This is a genomic window from Nocardioides acrostichi, assembly GCF_015319165.1.
Classification (GTDB): domain Bacteria; phylum Actinomycetota; class Actinomycetes; order Propionibacteriales; family Nocardioidaceae; genus Nocardioides; species Nocardioides acrostichi.
Map to the genome: position 1 here is coordinate 352,933 of NZ_JADIVZ010000001.1, position 20,676 is coordinate 373,608.

The window sequence follows — 20,676 nt, forward strand, 5'->3', positions numbered from 1 at the left end:
TCAGGTAACCCTAAGTTTGGGTAGCCTCACCTGGGGAAAACCTCTACGCTCGGCCCATGCTCGGCAACTACCTCATCGGCTTGCGCGAGGGTCTCGAGGCCTCGTTGGTCGTCAGCATCCTGGTGGCCTACCTGGTCAGCAGCGGGCGACGCCACCTGTTGCCGCGGCTGTGGCTCGGCGTCGCGCTGGTCATCGCGGTCTGCGTCGCGATCACGGTCGGCCTCGGCCTCCAGGCCCGCCAACTGACGTTCCAGACCCAGGAGCTGGTCGGCGGCACGCTCTCGATCGTGGCGGCGGCATTCGTGACCTGGATGGTCTTCTGGATGGCCGGCGCCGCGCGCGGCATGGGCGCCAAGCTGCGTGCCGACGTCGACGCCGCCGACGGGAGTGCCTGGGGGCTGGTGCTCGTGGCCGTGCTCTCGGTCGGCCGCGAAGGACTCGAGACCACGCTCATCCTCTGGACCAACACCCAGCAGGCCACCGGGGGCGCCGGTCAACCGACGAGCGTGCCGATCATCGGCGCGCTGCTGGGCATCGCCACCGCTGTCGTCATCGGCTACGCGCTGTATCGCGGGGCGATCACGATCAACCTCACGCGCTTCTTCACCTGGACCGGTGCCCTGCTGGTCATCGTCGCCGCGGGTGTGCTCGCCTACGGCTTCCACGACCTCCAAGAGGCCGGCCTGCTGCCGGGACTCAACGCCATCGCCTTCGACGTCTCGCACGTCATCAGCCTCGGCAGCTGGTACGGCACCCTGCTCAAGGGCGTCTTCAACTTCTCACCGCGCACCACCTGGCTCGAGGCGGGCGTGTGGCTCGCCTACGTCGTGCCGGTGCTGGCGCTGTTCCTGCTCAAGGTGCGGCGTCCGTCGTCCTCGGGCACCCCGGCCCCCGCCGGTGTCTGACCGCTACCACTCCTCACCAGGAAGTCCCTCATGCGCCCTCTCCTCCTCGCCCCTGCCCTGCTCCTCGCCGCGCCTCTGCTCGCGGCGTGCACCGAGAGCACCGCGCCGAGCTCGGACGCCGCCGCCGGCGACGACGTCGTCACGGTCAGCTCCACCGATGACGCGTGCGAGGTGTCCTCGACCGAGGTTCCGTCCGGCAAGGTCACCTTCGAGGTGACCAACGACGGCTCCCAGGTCACCGAGTTCTATCTGCTCGCCGGCGACGGGCAGGCGATCAAGGGCGAGGTCGAGAACGTGGGCCCGGAGGCGACCCGCCAGCTGGTGCTCGCCGTCCCGCCCGGCGACTACGTCACCGCCTGCAAGCCCGGCATGAGCGGCGAGGGGATCCGCGCCGACTTCACCGTCACCGACTCCGGCGCCGACCTGACCCCGACCGGCGACGACGCCGAGCTCGTCGACCAGGCGGTCACCCAGTACCAGGCCTACGTCCAGGACCAGTCCGACCAGTTGCTCGCGGGCACGAAGGCCTTCGTCAAGGCCTACGAGAACGGGGACGACGACCAGGCGCGCGCGCTCTACCCGGTGGCTCGCACGCACTGGGAGCGCATCGAGACCGTGGCGGAATCGTTCGGCGACCTCGACCCGAAGATGGACGCGCGCGAAGCCGACCTCGAGGCCGGCCAGCGGTGGACCGGCTGGCACCTCATGGAGAAGGACCTGTGGCCGGCGCGCGCCGACGACTACACGGCGCTGACGCCGAAGCAGCGTCGCGTCTACGGCGACGACCTGCTCGCCAACACCGACGATCTCGTCGGCCGCATCGCGAAGCTCGAGCTCACCGTCGACCAGATCGCCAACGGGTCGCGCGGCCTGCTCGAGGAGGTCGCCACCGGCAAGGTCACGGGTGAGGAGGAGTACTGGTCCCGCACGGACCTCTACGACTTCCAGGCCAACGTCGACGGCGCGCGGGTCGCCTTCGAGGGAGTCCGGCCGCTGCTCGAGCGCAACGACCCCGACCTCGCCGACCAGCTCGACGAGCGGTTCACCGCCCTCCAAAAGCTCCTCGACCAGCACCGCGACGCCGCCGCGCCGAAGGTGGACGGGCAGTCCGGCTTCGTGGGCTACGACCAGCTCTCCACCAGCGAGGTCAAGCAGCTCGCCGACGCCGTGAACGCGCTCGCCGAGCCGCTCTCGCGGCTGACCGCCGCAGTGCTCGCCTGATGCCACGGCCCGCCTCGATCTCGCGCCGTGGTCTGCTCGGCGGGGGTGCAGCCGCCGTGGGTCTCGGCGGCGCGTTCGCCGTGGGGCGCGCCAGCGAGGCGGCCGGCAGCTCTGCCGGCTCCGGATCGGTCGAGTCCGAGCGCTACGCGCTGCGCGGCCAGCACCAGCCCGGCATCGTCACGCCCGCGCAGGACCGGCTGCACTTCGCGGCGTTCGACGTCCTCACCGAAGACCGTGACGAGCTGATCGACCTGCTGCGCTCCTGGACCGACGCGGCCGAGGAGATGATGGCCGGCCGCGCCGTCGGGTCCGGCGCCATCGGTTCGTTCGACCTGCCGCCCGACGACACCGGCGAGGCGCTCGGACTGCCCGCGAGCGGGCTCACGATCACCTTCGGCTTCGGGCCGGGTCTCTTCGCCACCACCGAGGGCGAGGACCGCTTCGGCCTCGCGGACCGTCGTCCGGCCGGGCTGGAGGATCTGCCCCACTTCCCAGGCGACGCGCTCATCGAGGCCCGCTCCGGTGGCGACCTCTGCGTGCAGGCGTGTGCGCAGGATCCGCAGGTGGCGGTGCACGCGATCCGCAACCTCGCGCGCATCGGCTTCGGCACCGTCTCCGTGCGGTGGAGTCAGCTCGGCTTCGGCCGCACCTCGACCACATCGACTCAGCAGGAGACGCCGCGCAATCTCTTCGGCTTCAAGGACGGCACCGACAACGTGAAGGCCGAGGAGGTCGACGCGCTCGACGAGCACGTGTGGATCGGTGCGGACGACGATCCCGACGCCGCCTGGTTGGCCGGCGGATCCTTCCTGGTGGCCCGCCGCATCGCCATGGACATCGAGGTCTGGGACCGCCAGCCCCTCGGCGACCAGGAGGACTTCGTGGGTCGCGCCAAGGGCACCGGCGCGCCGCTCTCGGGAGGCGAGGAGCACACGGCGCCCGACTTCTCCTTGGCCGGCAGCGACGGACCGATCATCCCGACCACCTCTCACGTGGCCGTCGTGCACCCCGACCACCACGACGGCGTGCGGATGCTGCGCCGCGGCTACAACTTCGTCGACGGCACCACCGACCTCGGCGCCCTCGACGCGGGCTTGTTCTTCCTCGCCTACGTGCGCGACCCGCGCACCCACTTCACCCCGGTGCAGCAGGCGATGTCGCGCCACGACGCGCTCATGGAGTACCTCACCGTCACCGGCTCGGCCGTGTTCGCCGTCCCGCCCGGGGCCGGCGAGGGCGAGTACGTCGGCGAGCCGCTCTTCGGCTGACTACTCGGCTGCCGGTGTCTGGTCCGGCGGGTCGAGGCGCACGAGCACGACGGTGTCGGCGTAGCCGAGTCTGCGCTGCGGGCCCACCTTGGCCAGCATCTTCGTGACGCCGACCATCACGCCGTACTTCGCCCGCACCTTGGCGTGCACCTCGTCGAAGTGTGCGCCGGAGCGCACCACCTGTGCGGTGCCGGCCAGCGGGGAGCTCGCCTCCTCGAGCCGCCCTCGAGCATCGCAGGGCTGGACGTTCACGGCGGCGGTGTGCGCCAGCCGCTTGGTCTTGCCGCTGCCGTCGGCCGTCCAGAACCCGACCCGCCCGTCGGAGACCGGCACCACCCACACCGGGGTCGTGACCTCCTCGCCGCTGTGCCGGTAGGTCGTGAACGCCATGTACCTGCCGGCGGCCAGTTCCTCGCGCGTGGTCATGGGCGCCACTCTCCCAGCCCCGGTCGTGACCGTCACCCGTCGAGATCGACGGCGCGGTCGACGCCGATCGCGTCGAGGAACGCCTGGTCGTGGCTGACGACCACCAGGGCGCCGCGATAGGCGCCGAGCGCACCGACCAGCGCATCGAAGGCTGCGACGTCGAGGTTGTTGGTGGGCTCGTCGAGCATGAGCAGTCGAGGTGCGGGGTCGGCGAGCAGCAGTGCCGCCAACGTCGCCCGGAACCGCTCGCCGCCCGAGAGCGTGGCCACCTGCTTCTCCGCAGCCGTGCCGCGGAACCCGAAGCGGGCGAGCCGGGTGCGTACCAGGGTCGGGTCGGCGTCCGGGCTGCGGGCGAGCACGGACTCGGCCACGGTCAGCTCGCCGGGCAGCACGTCGATGCGCTGGGGGAGCAGTGCCCACGGTAGGTGTGCCCGCACGCTTCCAGCACCGGGTGGCACGTCGCCGGCCACGGTGTGCAGCAGCGTCGACTTGCCGGCACCGTTGCGGCCCACGACCGCCACGCGTTCCGGTCCGACGAGGGTGAGCTCGACCTGCCGGCCGGTACGCAGCACGAGACCGTCACTGTCGAGCACCCGTTGGCCGCGGTGCACCGTGGTCTCCGGGAGGTCGACGATGATCTGAGCATCGTCGCGCAGTGCGTCCTCGGCGAGGTCAGCGCGCTCGCGGGCGGCGTCTAGCCGCTCGGCGTGCACCGCGCGCATGCCGGCGGCGGACTTCTCGGCCCGGTGGGTGAGGAAGTCTCGTTCGGCCTTGGTGACGTTGCCGGCGTTCCGCTTGGCGACCCGACGTCGCTGGGCGAGCCGTTCCTCGGCGTCGGCCACGCTGCGGCGCTGCCGACGCAGGGCGCCGCGGGCGGCGTCCACGGCATGCTCCGCGGCCGCCTGCTCTGCGGCGACCTGCTCGGCGTGGGCCGACCAGCCCCCGCCGTACCACCGCACCTCGATCGGCCGGGTGCGGTGGGGGCGCAGCTCGCCGACGCGCTCGACGTGCTCCAGCAGTTCTCGGTCGTGGCTGACGACGACGAGGCTGCGGGGCCAGGTGGCCACGAGATCGTGCACCCGCAACCGGGCGGCGCGGTCGAGGTTGTTGGTGGGCTCGTCGAGCAGCAGCACGTCGGGTCGCTCGAGCAGCAGGGCGGCCAGCGAGAGGCGCACGGCCTCGCCGCCGGACACCTCGCCGAGACGCCGATCGAGCAGGTCGTCGCCGGCGAGTCCGAGGCGCTCGAGCTCCGCGACCGCGCGCTGCTCGACGTCCCACCGGTCACCGACGAGGTCGAAGTGGTGCTGGTCGACCGAGCCGCCCTCGATCGCGCGCAGCGCCCGGCGCACCGTGCCGATGCCGAGCACGGCGTCGACGCGCTGGTCGACGTCGAGAGTCAGATCCTGCGGCAGGTAGCCGACGCGACCCGAGACGCGCACGGATCCGGCGGCGGGCGTCAGGTCGCCGGCCGCCAGGCGGAGCAGTGTGGACTTGCCGCTGCCGTTGGCGCCCACGAGGCCGGTGCGGCCAGGTGGCACGAGCAGGTCGAGGTCGTCGAAGGTGCGGCTGCCGTCGGGCCGGATCAGGGTGACGGCGGAGAAGGCGAGCGCCGAGGCGCGGTGGGACGTGGGCACGGGTGCTCCGGGTGAGGACGGCGAGGCACACCCACAGCCGGTCTGGGCGGCGCGGGTGCGGTGGTCGGCGTACTCACAGGTTCAACGGCTGCTCTGTCTCGTGGGGCACTGGTGCGGCGTCCACGCTAGGTGCTCGGGGGAGCGGAGCGCACCCGATTTGATCGGCACGCACCGCTAGCGCTTGGTGGCGACCAGCACGGCGGTGTCGGGTGCGACCATCACCTCGACGGCGGCGAACCGGTCGTCGGAGAGCCACAGCTCGCGCCGTACGTCGACCCGGCCGTAGCTCATCGGCGGCCACGTCTCGCACGGGGCGATCTCGTCGAGCACCACGACGCCACCTGGCTCGACGACCTCGTTGAGCGCGTCGAGGGAGAGCGAGGACGACTCCTCGGCGTCGAGGAACAGCAACGAGAAGGGTCCGCGATCGAGGAGCGTCGACCAGTCGGCGCTGAGCACCTCGACCTGGGGGTCGTCGGCGAAGATCTCCCGGGCACCGCCGGCCAGCCTCCCGTCGAGCTCGGCGGAGAGGATGTGCGCCTTCTCCCCGCGCACGCCCGATCGCAGCCACGCGGTGCCGACTCCGCAGCCGGTGCCGAACTCGGCCATGGTGCCGTCGCGCGTCGCCGCGAGGGTCGCCAGCAGGCGGCCGGTCTCGTTGCGGCAGAACGACACGTAGCCCGCGCGTCGAGACACGTCGAACGCGCGCCGCACGATGGCCGGGACGTCGGGAGGCGCGCTCATGCCTCTCATTCTTCCACGCACTGAGACCTGTGTCTCATGGCTCGAGACGGCCCGGCCGAGACGACGACCGTCTCGCCATCCAAGACACGCGCTCGCACTGCTCAGACGCGCGCCCTCGCAGGGGCTACAGTCTCCCCATCATGCGCAGCGTCTTCGTACTTATTGAGCGCCGCGGCGAGGCCCACTGAGTGAGGCCACCTCGCCGCGGAGTTCGTCGTTGACGCGGCACCTGGTCTCACGCATCGCCCTCTGATCCTGATCGAAGGATCCGGCACCGGGACGTCTGTCCCCGTAGGTCGTACCCGGCGATGTCCTCGCGGCGGACCTGCCAGCGCACGCGCGATCCGCAGCCAGAACGGGTAGCTCCACCCGCGTGAGATCCACGCACCGGACTCCACCGTGAGGTCATCACCGGCCACGACCGGCCGGCCCGGTACCGCCACTCCAGGCGGCGTCGGACCACCACCCTCACCACCAAGGAGCGACCCGATGTACGACATGTACCCCGACTGGGGTCCCGCCGCCCACAGCCCCGAGAACCCCCGCAGCCGCGAGGCGCTCCAGCGCGCGCTCGACCTGCGGGACGGTGCCGGCGAGCGCCCCGACGACAACTAGGCTCGGACACATGACCACGCCCGCTCCCAGCACCGGTTCCCTGAAGCTCGCCGTCATCCCCGGCGACGGCATCGGACAGGAGGTGACGCCCGAGGCACTCAAGGTTCTCGAGGTCGCCGCTCCCGCGGGCGTGAAGTTCGAGCAGACCGGCTACGACCTCGGCGCCGAGCGCTACCTCGCCACCGGCGAGGTGCTGCCCGACGCGGTGCTCGGCGAGATCCGCGAGCACGACGCGATCCTCCTCGGCGCCGTCGGTGGCAAGCCCAACGACCCCAACCTGCCTCCCGGCATCCTCGAGCGCGGCCTGCTGCTGCGGCTGCGCTTCGAGCTCGACCACTACGTCAACCTGCGCCCCTCGCGCATCTACCCCGGCGTCGCCTCCCCACTCTCCGAGGCCGTGCTCCAGGGTCAAGAGGTCGACTTCGTCGTCGTCCGCGAGGGCACCGAGGGCCCCTACACGGGCAACGGTGGTGCGCTGCGCGTGGGCACGCCGGCCGAGGTGGCCACCGAGGTGTCGGTCAACACCGCCTTCGGGGTGGAGCGCGTGCTGCGCGATGCCTTCGCGCGAGCGGAGCTGCGGCCCGCCAAGAAGCTGACGCTGGTCCACAAGACCAACGTGCTCGTCAACGCCGGCTCGGTGTGGTGGCGGCTGACCCAGGAGGTCGCCGCCGAGCACCCGGACATCACCGTCGACTACATGCACATCGACGCGGCGATGATCCACATGACCACCAACCCGCAGCGCTTCGACGTGATCGTCACCGACAACCTCTTCGGCGACATCATCACCGACCTCGCCGCCGCCATCACCGGCGGCATCGGACTCGCGGCGTCCGGCAACGTCAACCCGGACCGCACCGCGCCGTCGATGTTCGAGCCCGTGCACGGCTCCGCTCCCGACATCGCCGGGCAGCAGAAGGCCGACCCCACCGCGGCGATCCTCTCCGCGGGCCTGCTCCTCGACCACCTCGGGCACCCCGAGGCCGCGGCGAGCATCGAGCGTGCCGTCCTGGCCGACCTCACCGACCGTGCGGCCGGCCAGGGCGCGGCGCGGCGCACCGCCGAGATCGGCGACGCGATCGCCGCACGAGTATCGGGCTGAGCCTCTGCCCGCGCCGGCGCCCACCCCGGTGGCCCCAGTGCGCCGACCCGACCCGTGCTGAAGGCGCCCCGCCTCGACGTCCGGTGGATCCCGCGCCCGGCCAGGCAGCCCGCACCATCGCCCCTGCCACCACGAAGGACTAACTTGATGTCCATGGAGATCAGCACCACCCGCTCGACCACCGCCGTCAGCGACGAGAGGCTCGCCGAGATCTTGGCGAACCCCGGCTTCGGCAACCACTTCACCGACCACATGCTCACCGTCGAGTGGACCCCGGACGCCGGCTGGCACGCCGCCCGCATCGAGCCCTACGGCCCGCTGTCGATGGACCCCGCCGCGGCGGTGCTGCACTACGCCCAAGAGATCTTCGAGGGCATGAAGGCCTACCGGCACCCCGATGGCTCGGTGTGGTCGTTCCGCCCCGAGGAGAACGCCCGGCGCATGGTGAGCTCGAGTCACCGCCTCGCGCTGCCCGAGCTGCCGGTCGAGGACTTCGTGGCCTGCGTCGACGCGCTGGTCGAGGTCGACCAGCGGTGGGTGCCGAGTGCCGAGGGCGGCGAGAAGGCGCTCTACATCCGACCGTTCATGTTCGCCTCCGAGACCTTCTTGGGCGTGCGGCCCGCCCAACACGTGACGTTCATGGTGATCCTCAGCCCCGCCGGCGCCTACTTCAAGGGCGGCATCAAGCCGGTCACGCTGTGGTTGAGCGAGGAGTACACCCGCGCCGGGCGCGGCGGCATGGGTGCGGCGAAGACGGGCGGCAACTACGCGTCGTCCCTGGTCGCCCAGCAGGAGGCCATCGGCCAGGGCTGCGACCAGGTGGTGTTCCTCGACGCCCAGGAGGGCCGCTACGTCGAGGAGCTCGGCGGCATGAACCTCTACTTCGTGCACGCCGACGGCCGCATCGTGACCCCCGAGACGGGCACCATCCTCGAGGGCATCACCCGCGACTCGGTGATCGAGCTGGCCGGCAAGGCCGGCTACCAGGTCGAGGAGCGCAGGTTCTCGATCGAGGAGTGGAAGCACGGTGTGACCTCCGGCGAGATCACCGAGATCTTCGCCTGCGGCACCGCGGCCGTCATCACGCCCGTCGGGGAGCTGAAGTGGGACGGCGGCTCCACGCCCGCTCCGGCCGGCGGCGATGGTCTGTGGGAGAGACTGCGGGCCCAGCTGGTCGACATCCAGTTCGGCCGTGCCGACGACACCCATGGGTGGATGCACCGCATCGTGTGACGTCTGAGACCATGACCTTTGCGTAGCGGCCTCGTTGCCAGATGCGTGAGGGAGACAACGAAGTCAGCCGACCGGTTGATGGTCGACGAACGAGTCGGGGAGACAGCACACGTGTGGTCGCGTCGCGGCGTCCTGGCGGGGGCGGGTCTGGCGGTGGCCGCAGGAACGACCGCGCGGGCACTGGCCGGAGGCAGTGTGAGCGCGCTCTCGAACCCAGACTTCACGTTCGTGTCGATGCCCGACTTCCTCAACGCCGATGTCGCCGACGTCTCCAAGCTGCCCGGCTTCGACGGCGGTATGAACTCCTACAACCAGTGGTGGCAGCTGGCCATCGACACCTGCCTGCGCGCCGTCTCGGCGCACCAGCCGGACGCCGTGTTCATCGCCGGCGACCAGGTGGAGGGCCGCTGGAACGTCGACTCCGACGGCCGAGCCGTGTTCGGTCCGGTCAGCCAGGGCACCGACGAGGCCAGCCTGGCACTGTGCCGCTCGGCGATCTCCAAGGCCGGGGCCGCCTACTACGGCAACTACACGAAGCTCTTCGCCGACCGTGGTCTGAAGATCTATCCGGCGGTGGGTGACCACGAACTGCTCGACGACCGGTCCGGACCGCTCAACAAGCGCTGGCCCTCCTCCGGGGTCATGCACGGCCAGCCCGACAACAGGTGGCACCTCGTGCCGCACTGCAAGGAGGTGTGGGCCGACCACTTCACCCGCACCGCGAAGGGCGCACCCAAGCACCGCCGGCGCCCGAAGGGCACGCCGTACGAGTTCACCGCCTACAGCGAGTCGTTCAACGACACTCTCACGTTGGTCACGGTCGACACGTTCGATCGCACCTCACGCGGCGTGCAGCTCGGGGTGCTCGGCGAGCAGCTTGCCTGGGCGAGGCGGGAGATCAAGCGGGCCCGCAGGCGTGGGCACACCGTCATCGTGCAGGGGCACGTACCGGCCGTCGGCCCCTACCGCACCTTCGCCACCGGCAACCTGCACATGCAGGGGCCACGCTCGGTGAAGTTCTGGAATGCGCTCAAGCAGACCGGCGCCGACTTCTACTTCTGCGGCGAGGTGCACGACACCACCGTCGTGCAGCCCCAGAGCAAGCAGCCGGTGCAGATCAGCCACGGCTGCACCTACCGCTACGGCTTCAGCTACCTGGTGGGTCGGGTCTGGAAGGACCGCCACGTGCAGCTCGAGTACGTCGAGATGCCGCAGATCGCGCAGAGCAGTGAGCTCGGCCTGTGGTGCTCTGACCGTGCCAAGCGGGCGCCGAGCCGGATCTCCTACACCGTGCCCGCCATCCGAGGGCGCCTGGAGTGGGCCGACGGAGTCGTCACCAGCGCCACCGACAAGCTCGGCGCCTACGACCCGCAGAACGACACCGCCGGCTGGCAGAAGCCCGTCGCGGTGCCGCTCGCCAAGCTGCGGGGCAAGCCCACCGTCTCCTGAGGCGCGCCACCGCCCGCTTCACACCGCTACGACCCGGCTGCCCGTACTCTCGACGGGTGACCACGGCCCCCGGTGCGGACGCCGACCTGCGCGTCGGCGACTACCAGCTGTTGGCGCGCCTCGGCGAGGGCGGCATGGGCGTCGTGCACCTCGCCCGCTCGCCGCGCGGCGAGCGGCTCGCGTTGAAGGTGCTCCGCCCGCAGGTCGTGGGCGATGAGGAGGGCCGGCTGCGGTTGCAGCGGGAGGTCGACTCGCTCGAGCGGGTGCAGAGCCGGTGGGTCGCCGAGGTCATCGACGCCGACCCCTGGGCGCCGGTGCCCTACATCGCCACCCGCTACGTGCCCGGTCTCTGCCTGCTCGACCACGTCGACGAGGAGGGCGTGACCGGTGGTGACGACCTCCTCTGGCTGGCCGGTTGCCTGGCCGAGGGCCTCGACGCGGTCCATGCGGTGGGCGTGCTGCATCGCGACGTCAAGCCCTCGAACGTCTTGATGGAGGGCCGCACCCCGATCCTCATCGACTTCGGGCTCGCCCGCGTTGCCGACGACCCTCGACTGACGCAGACCGGCTGGCTGATCGGCACCCCTGGCTACCTGGCTCCCGAGATCCTCTACGGCGATGACGCCACCGAGGCCGCCGACGTGTTCTCGTGGGCCGCCACGGTGGCCTACGCCGCGACGGGCCGTGGACCCTTCGGGCGCGGCCCGTCGGCGGCCGTGATGGACCGGGTGCGCCGCGGCGAGTTCGACCTCGCTCGCCTCGACGGCTCGCTCTGGTACGACGCCCCCGACGTGGAGAACCTGGCCCCCGACGTCGCCCAGGATCTCGAGCAGGACATCTGCGATCTGATGGCGGTGGTCGCGGCCTGCCTCGACCCCGAGCCTGCGCGGCGACCGTCGCTGCCGCAGATCCTCGCCTGGCTGCGGCCCCTCACCACGGCCCCGTCGCGGTTCGTGCCGCCGCCGCCGGTCGTGCTCGACGAGCGCCCGGGCTCGACGAAGCTGCTCCAGACCGAGCCCGTGCACGGCGATCGCGCGTGGGGTGCGCGTCCCGCCGCGACCCTGATCGACCCGAACCGGGCCGACCGGGCCGACGGGGCCGACGGGGCCGACCGGGCCGGCTGGGCCGACGGGGCCGACGAGGTGAGCGCCGAGGGGGAGGAGTGGAGCGACTGGCAGGAGGTGGTGGCCCCACCACGGGTGCCGGTGCTCGAGAGGGCGCGCCGCCTGGTGCTCAAGACGACGCTCGCGGCCGCCGCGACCGCCGCCGTGGTCGCCGTGCCGGTGCTCGCCGCGAGCACGTTGCTCGTGCTGACCTGGCTGCTGCGCAGCTGCTCGATCGCGGCCTCCGCGGTGGAGGCGAAGCGGGGCGTGCGCGGGCACAAGTGGTACGACGGGCCGCGGCTACTGTTCGGGGCCCCGTTCGACCTGGTGCGCGCCCTGCCCTCGACCCTGCTGCTCCACCTCTGGTCCGCGCTGGCCGCGGCGGCGGGTGGACTCGTCTGCTACGCGGTCGCGGCGGGGGAGACCACCACGCTGGCGGTGGCCGGCGGGATCTTCGTGGTGTCGCTGTGGTGCGGCCCGGGTGGGTCGCGGGTGCGCTCACCGCTGGGTCGGGTCGTGCGGCCGGTGGCCTCGAGTGCGTCGTCGTGGCTCGTGGCGCTGCTGGTGCTCGGCAGCCTCGGCGGGTGGGCGTTGCTCGCCCTGGCCGACGGTCCGCTCTGGCTGCCGCTGACGTCGTCCCCGTTCTGAGACGGACCCGCCTCGGCCGCGGCGTGTGGCACACTGGCCGGGATGCACACCGACCTGATCATCATTAGCTAGCGCGCCAGCGACACCGCCGGCGCGCCACCTCTCGTTCGCGGGAGGTTTTTTTGTGCCCGCATCACCCCACTGACCCACCCCACCCACCCGACCGGAGCTGAGCGAGACCCATGTCGACCCTCGACCTGCACGGCGCCTTCCACGTCTACGACACGACCCTGCGCGACGGCGCGCAGCAGGAGGGCCTCAACCTCTCGGTGACCGACAAGCTGTCGATCGCCCGGCACCTCGACGGACTGGGCGTGGGCTACATCGAGGGCGGCTGGCCCGGCGCCAACCCCAAGGACACCGAGTTCTTCCGCCGCGCCCGCGAGGAGCTCGATCTGCGACACGCCGAGCTCGCGGCATTCGGGGCGACCCGCCGTGCCGGCGTCGCGGCAGCAGACGACCCGCTCGTCGCCGCGCTGCGCGACTCCGGCGCCTCGGTGGTCACGCTGGTGGCGAAGTCGCACGACCGGCACGTCGAGCTGGCCCTGCGCACCACGCTGGAGGAGAACCTCGCGATGGTGCGCGACACCGTGACGCACCTGCGCGCGGAGGGGCAGACGGTCTTCCTCGACGCCGAGCACTTCTTCGACGGCTACCGCGCCAACCGCGACTACGCCCTCGAGGTTCTTCGCGCCGCCTTCGAGGCGGGCGCCGAGGTGGCGGCGCTGTGCGACACCAACGGCGGCATGCTGCCCAGCTGGGTCGGCGACGTCGTGCTCGACGTGGTCGAGAGCACCGGCGGGCGCGTGGGCATCCACTGCCACAACGACACCGGCTGCGCCGTCGCCAACACGCTCTCGGCGGTCGACGCCGGCGCGACCCACGTGCAGGGCACGGTCAATGGGTACGGCGAGCGCACCGGCAACGCCGATCTCATCTCGGTGGTCGCCAACCTCGAGCTCAAGCTCGACCGGCAGGTGCTGCCTCAGGGGCTGCTCGCCGAGGCCACGCGCATCGCGCACGCGGTCGCCGAGGTCACCAACGTGGCGCCCTCCTCGCGGCAGCCCTACGTCGGCACCTCGGCGTTCGCGCACAAGGCCGGCCTGCACGCCAGCGCGATCAAGGTCGACCCGAACCTCTACCAGCACATGGACCCCCTCGGCGTCGGCAACGACATGCGGCTGCTGGTCTCCGACATGGCCGGCCGCGCGTCGATCGAGCTCAAGGGACGCGAGCTGGGCTTCGACCTCTCCGGCGACCGTGACCTGGTCACCCGCATCACCGAGCGGGTCAAGGTGTTGGAGAACCGCGGCTACACCTTCGAGGCCGCCGACGCCTCGTTCGAGCTGTTGCTCGTCGAGGAGGTCGAGGGGCACCGGCCCACCTACTTCGAGGTCGAGTCGTGGCGTGTCATCACCGAGACGGGCCCGGCCTCCTCGTTGCTGCCGGCCGGCGAGGCCGTCTCGGAGGCCACCGTGAAGCTCCGCGCCGGGGAGGTGCGCTACGTCGTCACGGGCGAGGGCAACGGCCCCGTCAACGCTCTCGACCAGGCGCTGCGGCAGGCCATCGGCCAGGCCTACCCGGAGGTCGCCAAGTTCGAGCTCACCGACTACAAGGTGCGCATCCTCGACCAGGGCCACGGCACCGACGCCATCACCCGAGTGCTCATCGAGACCTCCGACGGTGCGGGCTCCTGGGTGACCGTGGGTGTGGGTCACAACGTCGTCGAGGCCTCGTGGCAGGCCCTCACCGACGCCATCACCTTCGGACTCCGCCGCCATCACCGCTGACCTGCCGCCAGTTTTCCGCTGACCTGCCGCCAGTTTTCCGCTGACCCGTCGCTAGTTTTCACCTGACCTGCCGCCAGTTTTCACAGCTGCAAGGGCGGCAGGTCAGCTGTAAGTTGGCGACGGGTCACCTGGAAATGGGCGCCGGGTGATGCGGCGGGCGAGGTCGACCCAGCCGTCGGCGACCCGGGGGATGTCGCGATCGTGGTGCACGAGGGCGTCGAGCACGGGGATCTCCAGTGGCGCGAGGAGCGCGGTGGTGAGGAAGAGCAGGTCGCCCTCGACCTCGAGCTCGCGCAGCAGATGCTGCACGTGCATGGCCGTGAACGAGTACGCCGCCAGTGAGCGCGCGCCCGAGCGCCCGGCGGCGCGGAGCAGATCCGCGTGCAGGAGGCGCTTCGCGACGAGGGTGCGGCCGAGAGCCTCGAGTCGCTCCCACGGCGGCGCACCCGGGCCGAGCGGGGGAGGCCCGCCGAGCACCTCGCCCTGCCATGCGGCCTCGGAGGTGTCGAGCAGGGCGGCCATCAGGCCCTCGCGGGAGCCGAAGCGCCGGAAGACCGTGCCCTTGCCCACGCCGGCCGCCTCGGCGACGGCCTCGGTGGTGACATCTGCCGCGCCTCGCTCCGCCACCAACCGCCGGGCGGCGCACAGCAGGGCGTCGCGGTTGCGGGCCGCGTCCGCCCGCTCGCGCGGTGGCTCGCCCGCCAGTGGGAGGAGGGGCCGGTCGGACACGGGCACAGCCTAGAGAACAAGTCCGGTACGCGGATGGGAATACAAACGGACCCTGGTCCGGTTGTGCCGGCGAAGCGACCCCACGTCCTCAGGAGGATCCATGAGCACCGTCCACGTGCCCGTCCACGTCGCCGTCCTCGTCGGCAGTCTGCGTGCCGACTCCCTCAACCGCCGTCTCGCCGAGACGCTGCGCGAGGCCGCCCCCGCCGGCGTCCAGCTCGACATCGTCGACGAGTTGGGGGAGATCCCCTTCTACAACGAGGATCTCGACACGCCCGCCTCGATACCGGCTGCTGCCGAGCGGCTGCGTGCGGCCATCGCATCGGCCGACCGCGTGCTCGCCGTGACGCCCGAGTACAACGGCAGCGTGCCGGCCGTGCTCAGCAACGCGCTTGACTGGCTCTCGCGCCCCTACGGCGCCGGCGCGATCGCGGGCAAGCCGTTCGGTGTCGTCGGTGCGACCCCCACGCCGTACGGCGGCCAGTGGGCGCACGGCGCCGCGGCCCGTTCGGCGGGTATCGCGGGCGCCAAGGTCGTCGAGGAGGTCACGGTGTCGCAGTCGGCCGTCGGGGTCGACGTGCTCACCGACGACGGGGTCCGCGACCGGCTCTTGGCCGCGCTGGCCCTCCTCGTGCGCACCGAGCCGACAGCGGCCTGAGCTCACCCGCGCCTATCCTGGCGCGGGTGACGACCATCCCATCGGGGCCTCCCGCACCGGCCCGGCCCGCCCGCGGCGCCGACATCGCCGTCACCGTCGTGTTCATCGTGCTGCTCGCCGGGCTGGGTCTGGTGGCGACGTTCATGTCGCTCTTCTTGGGCATGGCATCCGACGGGTGCTTCCCCGACGACCCCTGCGACACGGGCCGGATGGGTGTCGGCATCGCCGTGGCCTTCCTCGCCCCCGGTGTCGCCTGGCTCGCCACGTCGATCTGGGCGATCGTGCGGATGGTGCGCGGTCGCCTGGCCTTCTGGGTACCCCTGCTCGCGCTACCGCTGTGGGCGGCGATCGCCGGTACCGGCGGTTGGCTGGTGTTCTCGAGCGTGCCCTCGTGAGCAGTAGCCTCGGCCCATGGCCGAGCTGCACGACCTGACCGCGCTCGAGCAGGGGGCGCTGATCGCCCGAGGTGAGGTGTCGAGCGCCGAGCTCGTCGATCACTACCTCGACCGGGTCGCCCGACTCGACGACGTCGGCGCGTTCGTCACCGTGACCGCGGACGCCGCGCGCGCGATCGCGCACGAGGCGCGTCGTCCAGACGACGCGGGGCCGCTGTGGGGTGTGCCGAGCGCGATCAAGGATCTCAACGCCACCGCGGGGGTGCGCACGACGTTCGGTTCGGCGGCCTACGACGACTTCGTGCCGGAGACGTCCGACGGGGTCGTGACCTCTTTGGAGTCGGCCGGACTGGTCAGCCTGGGCAAGACCGCGACGCCGGAGTTCGGGTCGCCCTGCTACACCGAGCCCGAGGGCCGCCCGCCCGCCGTGACCCCGTGGGACCGCACCCGGATGGCCGGTGGCTCCTCGGGCGGCGCCGGCGCCGCGGTGTCGGCCGGCCTGGTGCCGCTGGCCCAGGGGTCGGACGGAGGTGGGTCGATCCGCATCCCGGCCTCGTGCTGTGGCCTGGTCGGGTTCAAACCCTCGCGAGGACGCATCAGTGGTTGGCCGATGTACGGCGACCCCGTGGGGCTCGCCACGGCGGGGCCGATCGCCCGCACGGTGCGCGACGCCGCCGCGCTGCTCGACGTGCTGGCGGTGCGGCGTCCGGGGGATCCGTTCTTCGCCCCGCCCGAGTCCGACGGCTTCCTGGCCGCCTGCGACCGCGAGCCGGGACGGCTGCGCATCGCGCGGTTCGCCGAGCCGGTCATCACCGACGCGCCGGTCGACGCCGAGGTGCTCGCCGCCTACGAGTCGGCCTCTGGGCTGTTGGAGTCGCTGGGGCACGAGGTCGTCGACGTCCCCGTGCCCATGCGGCGCGAGGCGGTGCCCACGTTCGAGACCTGCTGGGCCGTGCTGACGGCGCTCTCGCCGGTGCCCGAGGGGCGCGAGGGGCTCGTCCGTCCGTTGACGGCGTGGCTCTCCGAGCGGGGGCGGGCGGTGACCGGCCCCGAGCTCGGTCTCGCCATCGGTGCGATGCGCCGCTTCGCGGCCGAGGCCATGACCACCCTGGCGGCGTACGACGCCGTGTTGACGCCGACGCTCGCGACGCCGCCGCTCCCGGTCGGGGCGATCCGCGACGACGCCGACCCAGCCCGCGACTTCGAGAACCAGAAGCGGTTCACGCCCTACACCTCGGCCTGGAACGTCACCGGCATGCCGGCGGTCTCGCTGCCGTTGCACTGGACGCCCGACGGGCTCCCCCTCGGCGTCATGCTCGCGGGTCGCCCGGCCGCGGACGCCGCGCTGCTCGCCCTCGCCGCGCAGGTCGAGGCGGCAAAGCCGTGGCACGACCGTCGGCCACCGGGCTGGTGACGAGACGGCCCCGACGGCACTAGCGTCGTCTCGCATGAGCTGGAGCACCGCCGACATCCCGGACCTCACCGGCCGCACTGCCGTCGTGACCGGAGCCAACGGGGGCCTGGGGCTGGCCTCGACCCGGGCGTTGGCCGCCGCAGGAGCGCACGTCGTGATGGCCGCCCGCAACCCGCAGAAGGCGGCGGACGCCGAGAGCGACGTCCGGCTCAGCGTGCCGGCGGCGTCCCTCGAGGTGGTGCCGCTCGACCTCTCCGACCTCTCGTCGGTCGAGTCGGCGGCCGCGAGGATCCTCCAGACCTGTGAGCGCATCGACGTCCTCATGCTGAACGCAGGCGTCATGGCCAGTCCGCAGGAGACGACGGTCGACGGCTTCGATCGTCAGCTCGGCACCAACGTGCTCGGCCACTGGGCCCTGCTCGCGCGGTTGCTGCCGCTCGTGGTCGGCACGGCCGGTGCTCGGGTCGTGACGTTGAGCAGCATCGCCCAGCACCAGGGCCGTCCGCTCGACGTGGCCGACCCGCACCAGCGCGACGGCTACGACGCCTGGGCGATGTACGGCAACACCAAGCTGGCGATGCGACACCTCGGGGTGGGTCTCGACGCGCGGTTCCGCGAGGCGGGTCTCGACGCGCGCGCCGTGGTGGCGCACCCGGGCCTGACGAACTCCGAGCTCCAGGCGACCACGGCCGAGCTGGGCGGTGGCGGCTGGCGTGGCCCGTTCTTCCAGCAGGTGACCGAGCGGGTGGGCATGAGCGTGCCTCGTGGAGCGCTGAGTCAGCTGCGCGCCGCGACGGACCCGTCGGTGCGCGGCGGCACCATGGTGGGGCCGCGGTTCGGCATGGCGGGTTCACCCGTGGTGCACGCGCTGGTGCGTCGCGGGTCGGACGGCGCGGTGGCGCGGCTGTGGGAGGTCTGCGAGCGCGAGACGGGGCTCGCGGTGGAGGTGCGGCCGGCGTCCTGACCAGGATCGGGTGCTGGGTCAGGGTGCGAGGTGCCAGGCGGCCCGGAACTCGGCCGGCTCCATGGCGGCGAGGTCGTCGCGCAGCGATTCCAGGGTGAGTGCGGCCGCCTCGGCCGTCGGGACGTCCAGCCGCAGCACCTCCAGGCCGCTGACGCGCTCGCGCACCACGACACTGCCGACCCGCGTGAGCTCCATCAGGCCGCCGCTGGCCGCGCACCAGAGGTCGAGCGCCGTCACGAGTACCCGGGTCAGGCCGGTGCGCCGGCGCGGTACCAGGGCGACGTCGTACACCTCGTCGGCGTCGGGATCGAGGGTGGCCAGCACGGGTCCATGCTGTCACTGCCCGCTCGCCGGCGGGAGTGGTGAGTCGCCAATCGAAGGACGAACTCGGAGCATTGCTGGCTCATGGCCCTTCGCCAGGGTGAGTCAGTCGATGTCGGCCAGGCCCCGGGCGGCGAGCGCATCGCCGGTCTCGTGGGCGCGGGCGACCACGCGGATCACGAGCGGGGTGAGGAAGGCGCGCGGGTGGCGGCCGAGTCCGCGGGCGCGGGCCGCGTCGCGGGTCTCCAGCGCCAGGGCGAGTGTCCCGGGCAGGGCTGCGATGGCGAGCGAGAACGTGAGTGCGACGCGTTCGGGACGTACTCCGACGGCGCGCAGTGGGCGCAGCCACCGCACGAAGGCGTCGAGCATGGCGTTGACGGCCGTCGTCGCGCTGACGACGGTCGCGGCCAGGGCGAGAGCGAGCAGGTCCAGGGCGGTCTCGGCGGCCGCCGACGGGCCGTAGAAGACCCACTGGAGCGTGCCGAGCGCGACCACCATCACCAGCAGTGGGCGCAGCGCGCGCAGCGATGCTCGCAGGCCGAGCCCACCCACCAGGCAGGCGACGACCGCCAGAGCCAGCATGGCCCCGCCGACCGCGAGCCCGAGCGTGGCGCCTCGCACCACGACGACCACGAGGCTGAACGCGACGAGCCCGCCCACCTTGACGCCGACCCGCGCGTGGTGCAGCACGGAGTCGCCGGGTCGGTAGACGGCGAGGAACGACGGCTGGCTCATGCGCTCACCCGGTCGCCACCGAGGCCACGTAGTGCTCGACGGCATCGTCGGCGGACCCGTCGAAGGCGATGGCGCCGTCCGCCACGACGAGCCCGCGCTCGCAGCGGCGGGCCAGGTCGAGGTCGTGCGTGAGCAGCACGAGCTGTTGGGAGAGGCCCATGAGGACGTCGCCGACCCGGCGTGAGTTGGCGAGGTCGAGCAGGGTGGTGGGCTCGTCGGCGACCAGGACCGACGGGTCGGTGGCGAGCACGCCCGCCAGTGCGACGAGCTGGCGTTGCCCACCCGAGAGCGTGTGCACGGAGTCGTCGGCGTGGCCGGCGAGACCGAAGGAGTCGAGCACCTCCATGGCGCGCCGGTGCCGTGCGCGAGCGTCGCGCACGGAGCGGCGCAGCGACAGCTCGACGTCCTCGACGCAGGTGGCCATCACGAGCTGTGCGGCAGGGTCGGTGAAGCAGAAGCCGACCTGACGGCGCACGCGCGAGGTGTGGCGGGCGACGTCGAGGCCGTCGACGACGACCCGGCCCGTCGTCGGGGTGACGAGCCCGTTGAGCAGTCGAGCGAGGGTCGACTTGCCGGACCCGTTCGCCCCGATCACGGCGACTCGCCGCTCGGTGAGGGTCAGCGTCGTCGGGCGCAGGATGGTGCGGGAGGAGCCGCGGGCGTCACCGTGCTCGACGGTGACGCCCGCGGCGTCCAGCTCGATGGTCGGCAAGCGCTCAGCGGCGCGAGAGCAGCCGCGGGAACGCGCGGTGCACCTCGGCGGCCACGATCGCGACCAGCAGATCCTTGGCGACATCGACGAACCAGAAGGGCGCGTCGTAGGCGGCCGCGGTGGCCCAGCCGACGCCGAAGTACAGCTTCATGCCGACGATGCCGCAGGCGTGGTTGAGCACCATGCCCGCGACAGCGGCGAGGAACACGGCCCAGGCGCGCGTGCGTCGGGCGCCGACCGCGGCGACCACGAGACCGGTGAGGGCGGCCGCGAACGGGAAGCTGATCAGGTAGCCCGCCGAGGAGCTGGTGAACGGGGCCAGGCCGCCGGAGTGACCCGCGAAGACGGGCAGGCCCACGGCACCGATGCCGAGGTAGAGCGCCCCGGCGAGGAACCCGCGGGTGGGGCCGAGCACCGCGCCGGTGAGCAGCACGCCGAAGGTCTGGAGCGTGATGTCGACGGCCCCGCCGCCCACCGGTATGCCGCCGACCACCGAGCACGCGGCGATGAGTGCCGCGAAGGCGGCGACGAGGGCGAGGTCGGTGGGCGAGAACCCGGGGCGCGAGGAGGGTGCGGTCTCGCTGGGCGCGGTCATGGTCATCAGTCGTCC

The 20,676-nt window shown here is 72.2% G+C and carries 21 protein-coding genes; 13 read left to right on the plus strand and 8 right to left on the minus strand.

All coding sequences use genetic code 11. The features are described 5' to 3' along the window. Window positions 1-56 precede the first annotated feature (56 nt). The 3 genes from efeU to efeB are packed head-to-tail and all read left to right on the plus strand — an operon-like array spanning window position 57 to window position 3,394. Window positions 57-905, plus strand: a complete 849-nt coding sequence (gene efeU / locus ISG29_RS01645) for an iron uptake transporter permease EfeU (protein ID WP_194501610.1) — start codon at window positions 57-59, stop codon at window positions 903-905. A 30-nt stretch (window positions 906-935) separates the two neighbouring features. Next, complete coding sequence (gene efeO / locus ISG29_RS01650) at window positions 936-2,126, plus strand: iron uptake system protein EfeO (RefSeq protein ID WP_194501611.1); 1,191 nt, start codon at window positions 936-938, stop codon at window positions 2,124-2,126. After that, complete coding sequence (gene efeB, locus ISG29_RS01655) at window positions 2,126-3,394, plus strand: iron uptake transporter deferrochelatase/peroxidase subunit (protein ID WP_194501612.1); 1,269 nt, start codon at window positions 2,126-2,128, stop codon at window positions 3,392-3,394. The genes efeO and efeB overlap by 1 nt, the downstream gene beginning before the upstream one ends. On the opposite strand, the gene ISG29_RS01660 is transcribed toward efeB, so the two are convergent. From ISG29_RS01660 to ISG29_RS01670, 3 genes are all read right to left on the minus strand, one after another. Continuing rightward, entirely contained in the window at window positions 3,395-3,820 is a 426-nt protein-coding gene (locus ISG29_RS01660; RefSeq protein WP_194501613.1) for a PPOX class F420-dependent oxidoreductase, read from the minus strand. 32 nt (window positions 3,821-3,852) lie between these two features. Beyond that, entirely contained in the window at window positions 3,853-5,454 is a 1,602-nt protein-coding gene (locus ISG29_RS01665) for an ABC-F family ATP-binding cassette domain-containing protein (protein WP_194501614.1), read from the minus strand. A gap of 174 nt (window positions 5,455-5,628) precedes the next feature. Continuing rightward, on the minus strand, window positions 5,629-6,198 hold the full coding sequence (locus ISG29_RS01670; protein ID WP_194501615.1) for an O-methyltransferase: 570 nt from the start codon (window positions 6,196-6,198) through the stop codon (window positions 5,629-5,631). A 489-nt stretch (window positions 6,199-6,687) separates the two neighbouring features. On the opposite strand from ISG29_RS01670, the gene ISG29_RS21220 reads away from it, so the two are divergent. From ISG29_RS21220 to cimA, 6 genes are all read left to right on the plus strand, one after another. Next, complete coding sequence (locus tag ISG29_RS21220) at window positions 6,688-6,813, plus strand: hypothetical protein (protein WP_268927544.1); 126 nt, start codon at window positions 6,688-6,690, stop codon at window positions 6,811-6,813. A gap of 10 nt (window positions 6,814-6,823) precedes the next feature. Continuing rightward, window positions 6,824-7,915, plus strand: coding sequence for a 3-isopropylmalate dehydrogenase (locus tag ISG29_RS01675; protein WP_194501616.1), 1,092 nt, complete (start codon window positions 6,824-6,826; stop codon window positions 7,913-7,915). A 153-nt stretch (window positions 7,916-8,068) separates the two neighbouring features. Then, entirely contained in the window at window positions 8,069-9,148 is a 1,080-nt protein-coding gene (locus ISG29_RS01680) for a branched-chain amino acid aminotransferase (protein WP_194501617.1), read from the plus strand. Between the two features lie 111 nt (window positions 9,149-9,259). Next, a complete protein-coding gene (locus tag ISG29_RS01685; protein WP_194501618.1) occupies window positions 9,260-10,597 on the plus strand; it encodes a metallophosphoesterase in 1,338 nt (445 codons plus the stop codon). 56 nt (window positions 10,598-10,653) lie between these two features. Then, window positions 10,654-12,348 carry a serine/threonine-protein kinase gene (locus ISG29_RS21225; protein WP_207792636.1) on the plus strand — a complete coding sequence of 565 codons (1,695 nt, stop codon included), beginning with the start codon at window positions 10,654-10,656 and terminating at the stop codon, window positions 12,346-12,348. Window positions 12,349-12,530: 182 nt separating this feature from the next. Beyond that, on the plus strand, window positions 12,531-14,138 hold the full coding sequence (gene cimA / locus ISG29_RS01695; RefSeq protein ID WP_194501619.1) for a citramalate synthase: 1,608 nt from the start codon (window positions 12,531-12,533) through the stop codon (window positions 14,136-14,138). A gap of 102 nt (window positions 14,139-14,240) precedes the next feature. Here the strand turns inward: cimA and ISG29_RS01700 are convergent, their stop codons facing one another. After that, window positions 14,241-14,867 carry a TetR/AcrR family transcriptional regulator gene (locus ISG29_RS01700; protein ID WP_194501620.1) on the minus strand — a complete coding sequence of 209 codons (627 nt, stop codon included), beginning with the start codon at window positions 14,865-14,867 and terminating at the stop codon, window positions 14,241-14,243. Window positions 14,868-14,967: 100 nt separating this feature from the next. Between ISG29_RS01700 and ISG29_RS01705 the strand changes: the two genes are divergently transcribed. Genes ISG29_RS01705 through ISG29_RS01720 form a run of 4 tightly spaced genes read left to right on the plus strand, consistent with a single transcriptional unit; the run spans window position 14,968 to window position 18,298 of the window. After that, window positions 14,968-15,525: an NAD(P)H-dependent oxidoreductase gene (locus ISG29_RS01705; protein WP_194501621.1), complete on the plus strand. Its 558-nt coding sequence runs from the start codon at window positions 14,968-14,970 to the stop codon at window positions 15,523-15,525. A 26-nt stretch (window positions 15,526-15,551) separates the two neighbouring features. Next, window positions 15,552-15,920, plus strand: a complete 369-nt coding sequence (locus ISG29_RS01710) for a hypothetical protein (protein WP_194501622.1) — start codon at window positions 15,552-15,554, stop codon at window positions 15,918-15,920. Between the two features lie 16 nt (window positions 15,921-15,936). Beyond that, window positions 15,937-17,334 carry an amidase gene (locus ISG29_RS01715; protein ID WP_194501623.1) on the plus strand — a complete coding sequence of 466 codons (1,398 nt, stop codon included), beginning with the start codon at window positions 15,937-15,939 and terminating at the stop codon, window positions 17,332-17,334. A 34-nt stretch (window positions 17,335-17,368) separates the two neighbouring features. Then, on the plus strand, window positions 17,369-18,298 hold the full coding sequence (locus ISG29_RS01720; protein WP_194501624.1) for an SDR family NAD(P)-dependent oxidoreductase: 930 nt from the start codon (window positions 17,369-17,371) through the stop codon (window positions 18,296-18,298). Between the two features lie 18 nt (window positions 18,299-18,316). On the opposite strand, the gene ISG29_RS01725 is transcribed toward ISG29_RS01720, so the two are convergent. From ISG29_RS01725 to ISG29_RS01740, 4 genes are all read right to left on the minus strand, one after another. Then, the gene (locus ISG29_RS01725) at window positions 18,317-18,622 is read right to left on the minus strand and encodes a hypothetical protein (protein WP_194501625.1); all 306 of its coding nucleotides are present in this window, start codon (window positions 18,620-18,622) and stop codon (window positions 18,317-18,319) included. Between the two features lie 102 nt (window positions 18,623-18,724). Beyond that, window positions 18,725-19,354, minus strand: a complete 630-nt coding sequence (locus ISG29_RS01730) for an energy-coupling factor transporter transmembrane protein EcfT (protein ID WP_194501626.1) — start codon at window positions 19,352-19,354, stop codon at window positions 18,725-18,727. A gap of 4 nt (window positions 19,355-19,358) precedes the next feature. Further along, entirely contained in the window at window positions 19,359-20,066 is a 708-nt protein-coding gene (locus ISG29_RS01735; protein ID WP_235958413.1) for an energy-coupling factor ABC transporter ATP-binding protein, read from the minus strand. Window positions 20,067-20,070: 4 nt separating this feature from the next. Continuing rightward, entirely contained in the window at window positions 20,071-20,667 is a 597-nt protein-coding gene (locus ISG29_RS01740; protein WP_194501628.1) for a biotin transporter BioY, read from the minus strand. Between the last annotated feature and the right edge of the window lie 9 nt (window positions 20,668-20,676).

Bases quoted from the DNA above. Each gene is read 5' to 3' on its own strand.
- efeU (WP_194501610.1), top strand. From the start codon at position 57: ATGCTCGGCAACTACCTCATCGGCTTGCGCGAGGGTCTCGAGGCCTCG.
- efeO (WP_194501611.1), top strand. From the start codon at position 936: ATGCGCCCTCTCCTCCTCGCCCCTGCCCTGCTCCTCGCCGCGCCTCTG.
- efeB (WP_194501612.1), top strand. From the start codon at position 2,126: ATGCCACGGCCCGCCTCGATCTCGCGCCGTGGTCTGCTCGGCGGGGGT.
- ISG29_RS01660 (WP_194501613.1), bottom strand. From the start codon at position 3,820: ATGACCACGCGCGAGGAACTGGCCGCCGGCAGGTACATGGCGTTCACG.
- ISG29_RS01670 (WP_194501615.1), bottom strand. From the start codon at position 6,198: ATGAGCGCGCCTCCCGACGTCCCGGCCATCGTGCGGCGCGCGTTCGAC.
- ISG29_RS21220 (WP_268927544.1), top strand. From the start codon at position 6,688: ATGTACGACATGTACCCCGACTGGGGTCCCGCCGCCCACAGCCCCGAG.
- ISG29_RS01675 (WP_194501616.1), top strand. From the start codon at position 6,824: ATGACCACGCCCGCTCCCAGCACCGGTTCCCTGAAGCTCGCCGTCATC.
- ISG29_RS01680 (WP_194501617.1), top strand. From the start codon at position 8,069: ATGGAGATCAGCACCACCCGCTCGACCACCGCCGTCAGCGACGAGAGG.
- cimA (WP_194501619.1), top strand. From the start codon at position 12,531: ATGTCGACCCTCGACCTGCACGGCGCCTTCCACGTCTACGACACGACC.
- ISG29_RS01705 (WP_194501621.1), top strand. From the start codon at position 14,968: ATGAGCACCGTCCACGTGCCCGTCCACGTCGCCGTCCTCGTCGGCAGT.
- ISG29_RS01715 (WP_194501623.1), top strand. From the start codon at position 15,937: ATGGCCGAGCTGCACGACCTGACCGCGCTCGAGCAGGGGGCGCTGATC.
- ISG29_RS01720 (WP_194501624.1), top strand. From the start codon at position 17,369: ATGAGCTGGAGCACCGCCGACATCCCGGACCTCACCGGCCGCACTGCC.
- ISG29_RS01730 (WP_194501626.1), bottom strand. From the start codon at position 19,354: ATGAGCCAGCCGTCGTTCCTCGCCGTCTACCGACCCGGCGACTCCGTG.
- ISG29_RS01740 (WP_194501628.1), bottom strand. From the start codon at position 20,667: ATGACCATGACCGCGCCCAGCGAGACCGCACCCTCCTCGCGCCCCGGG.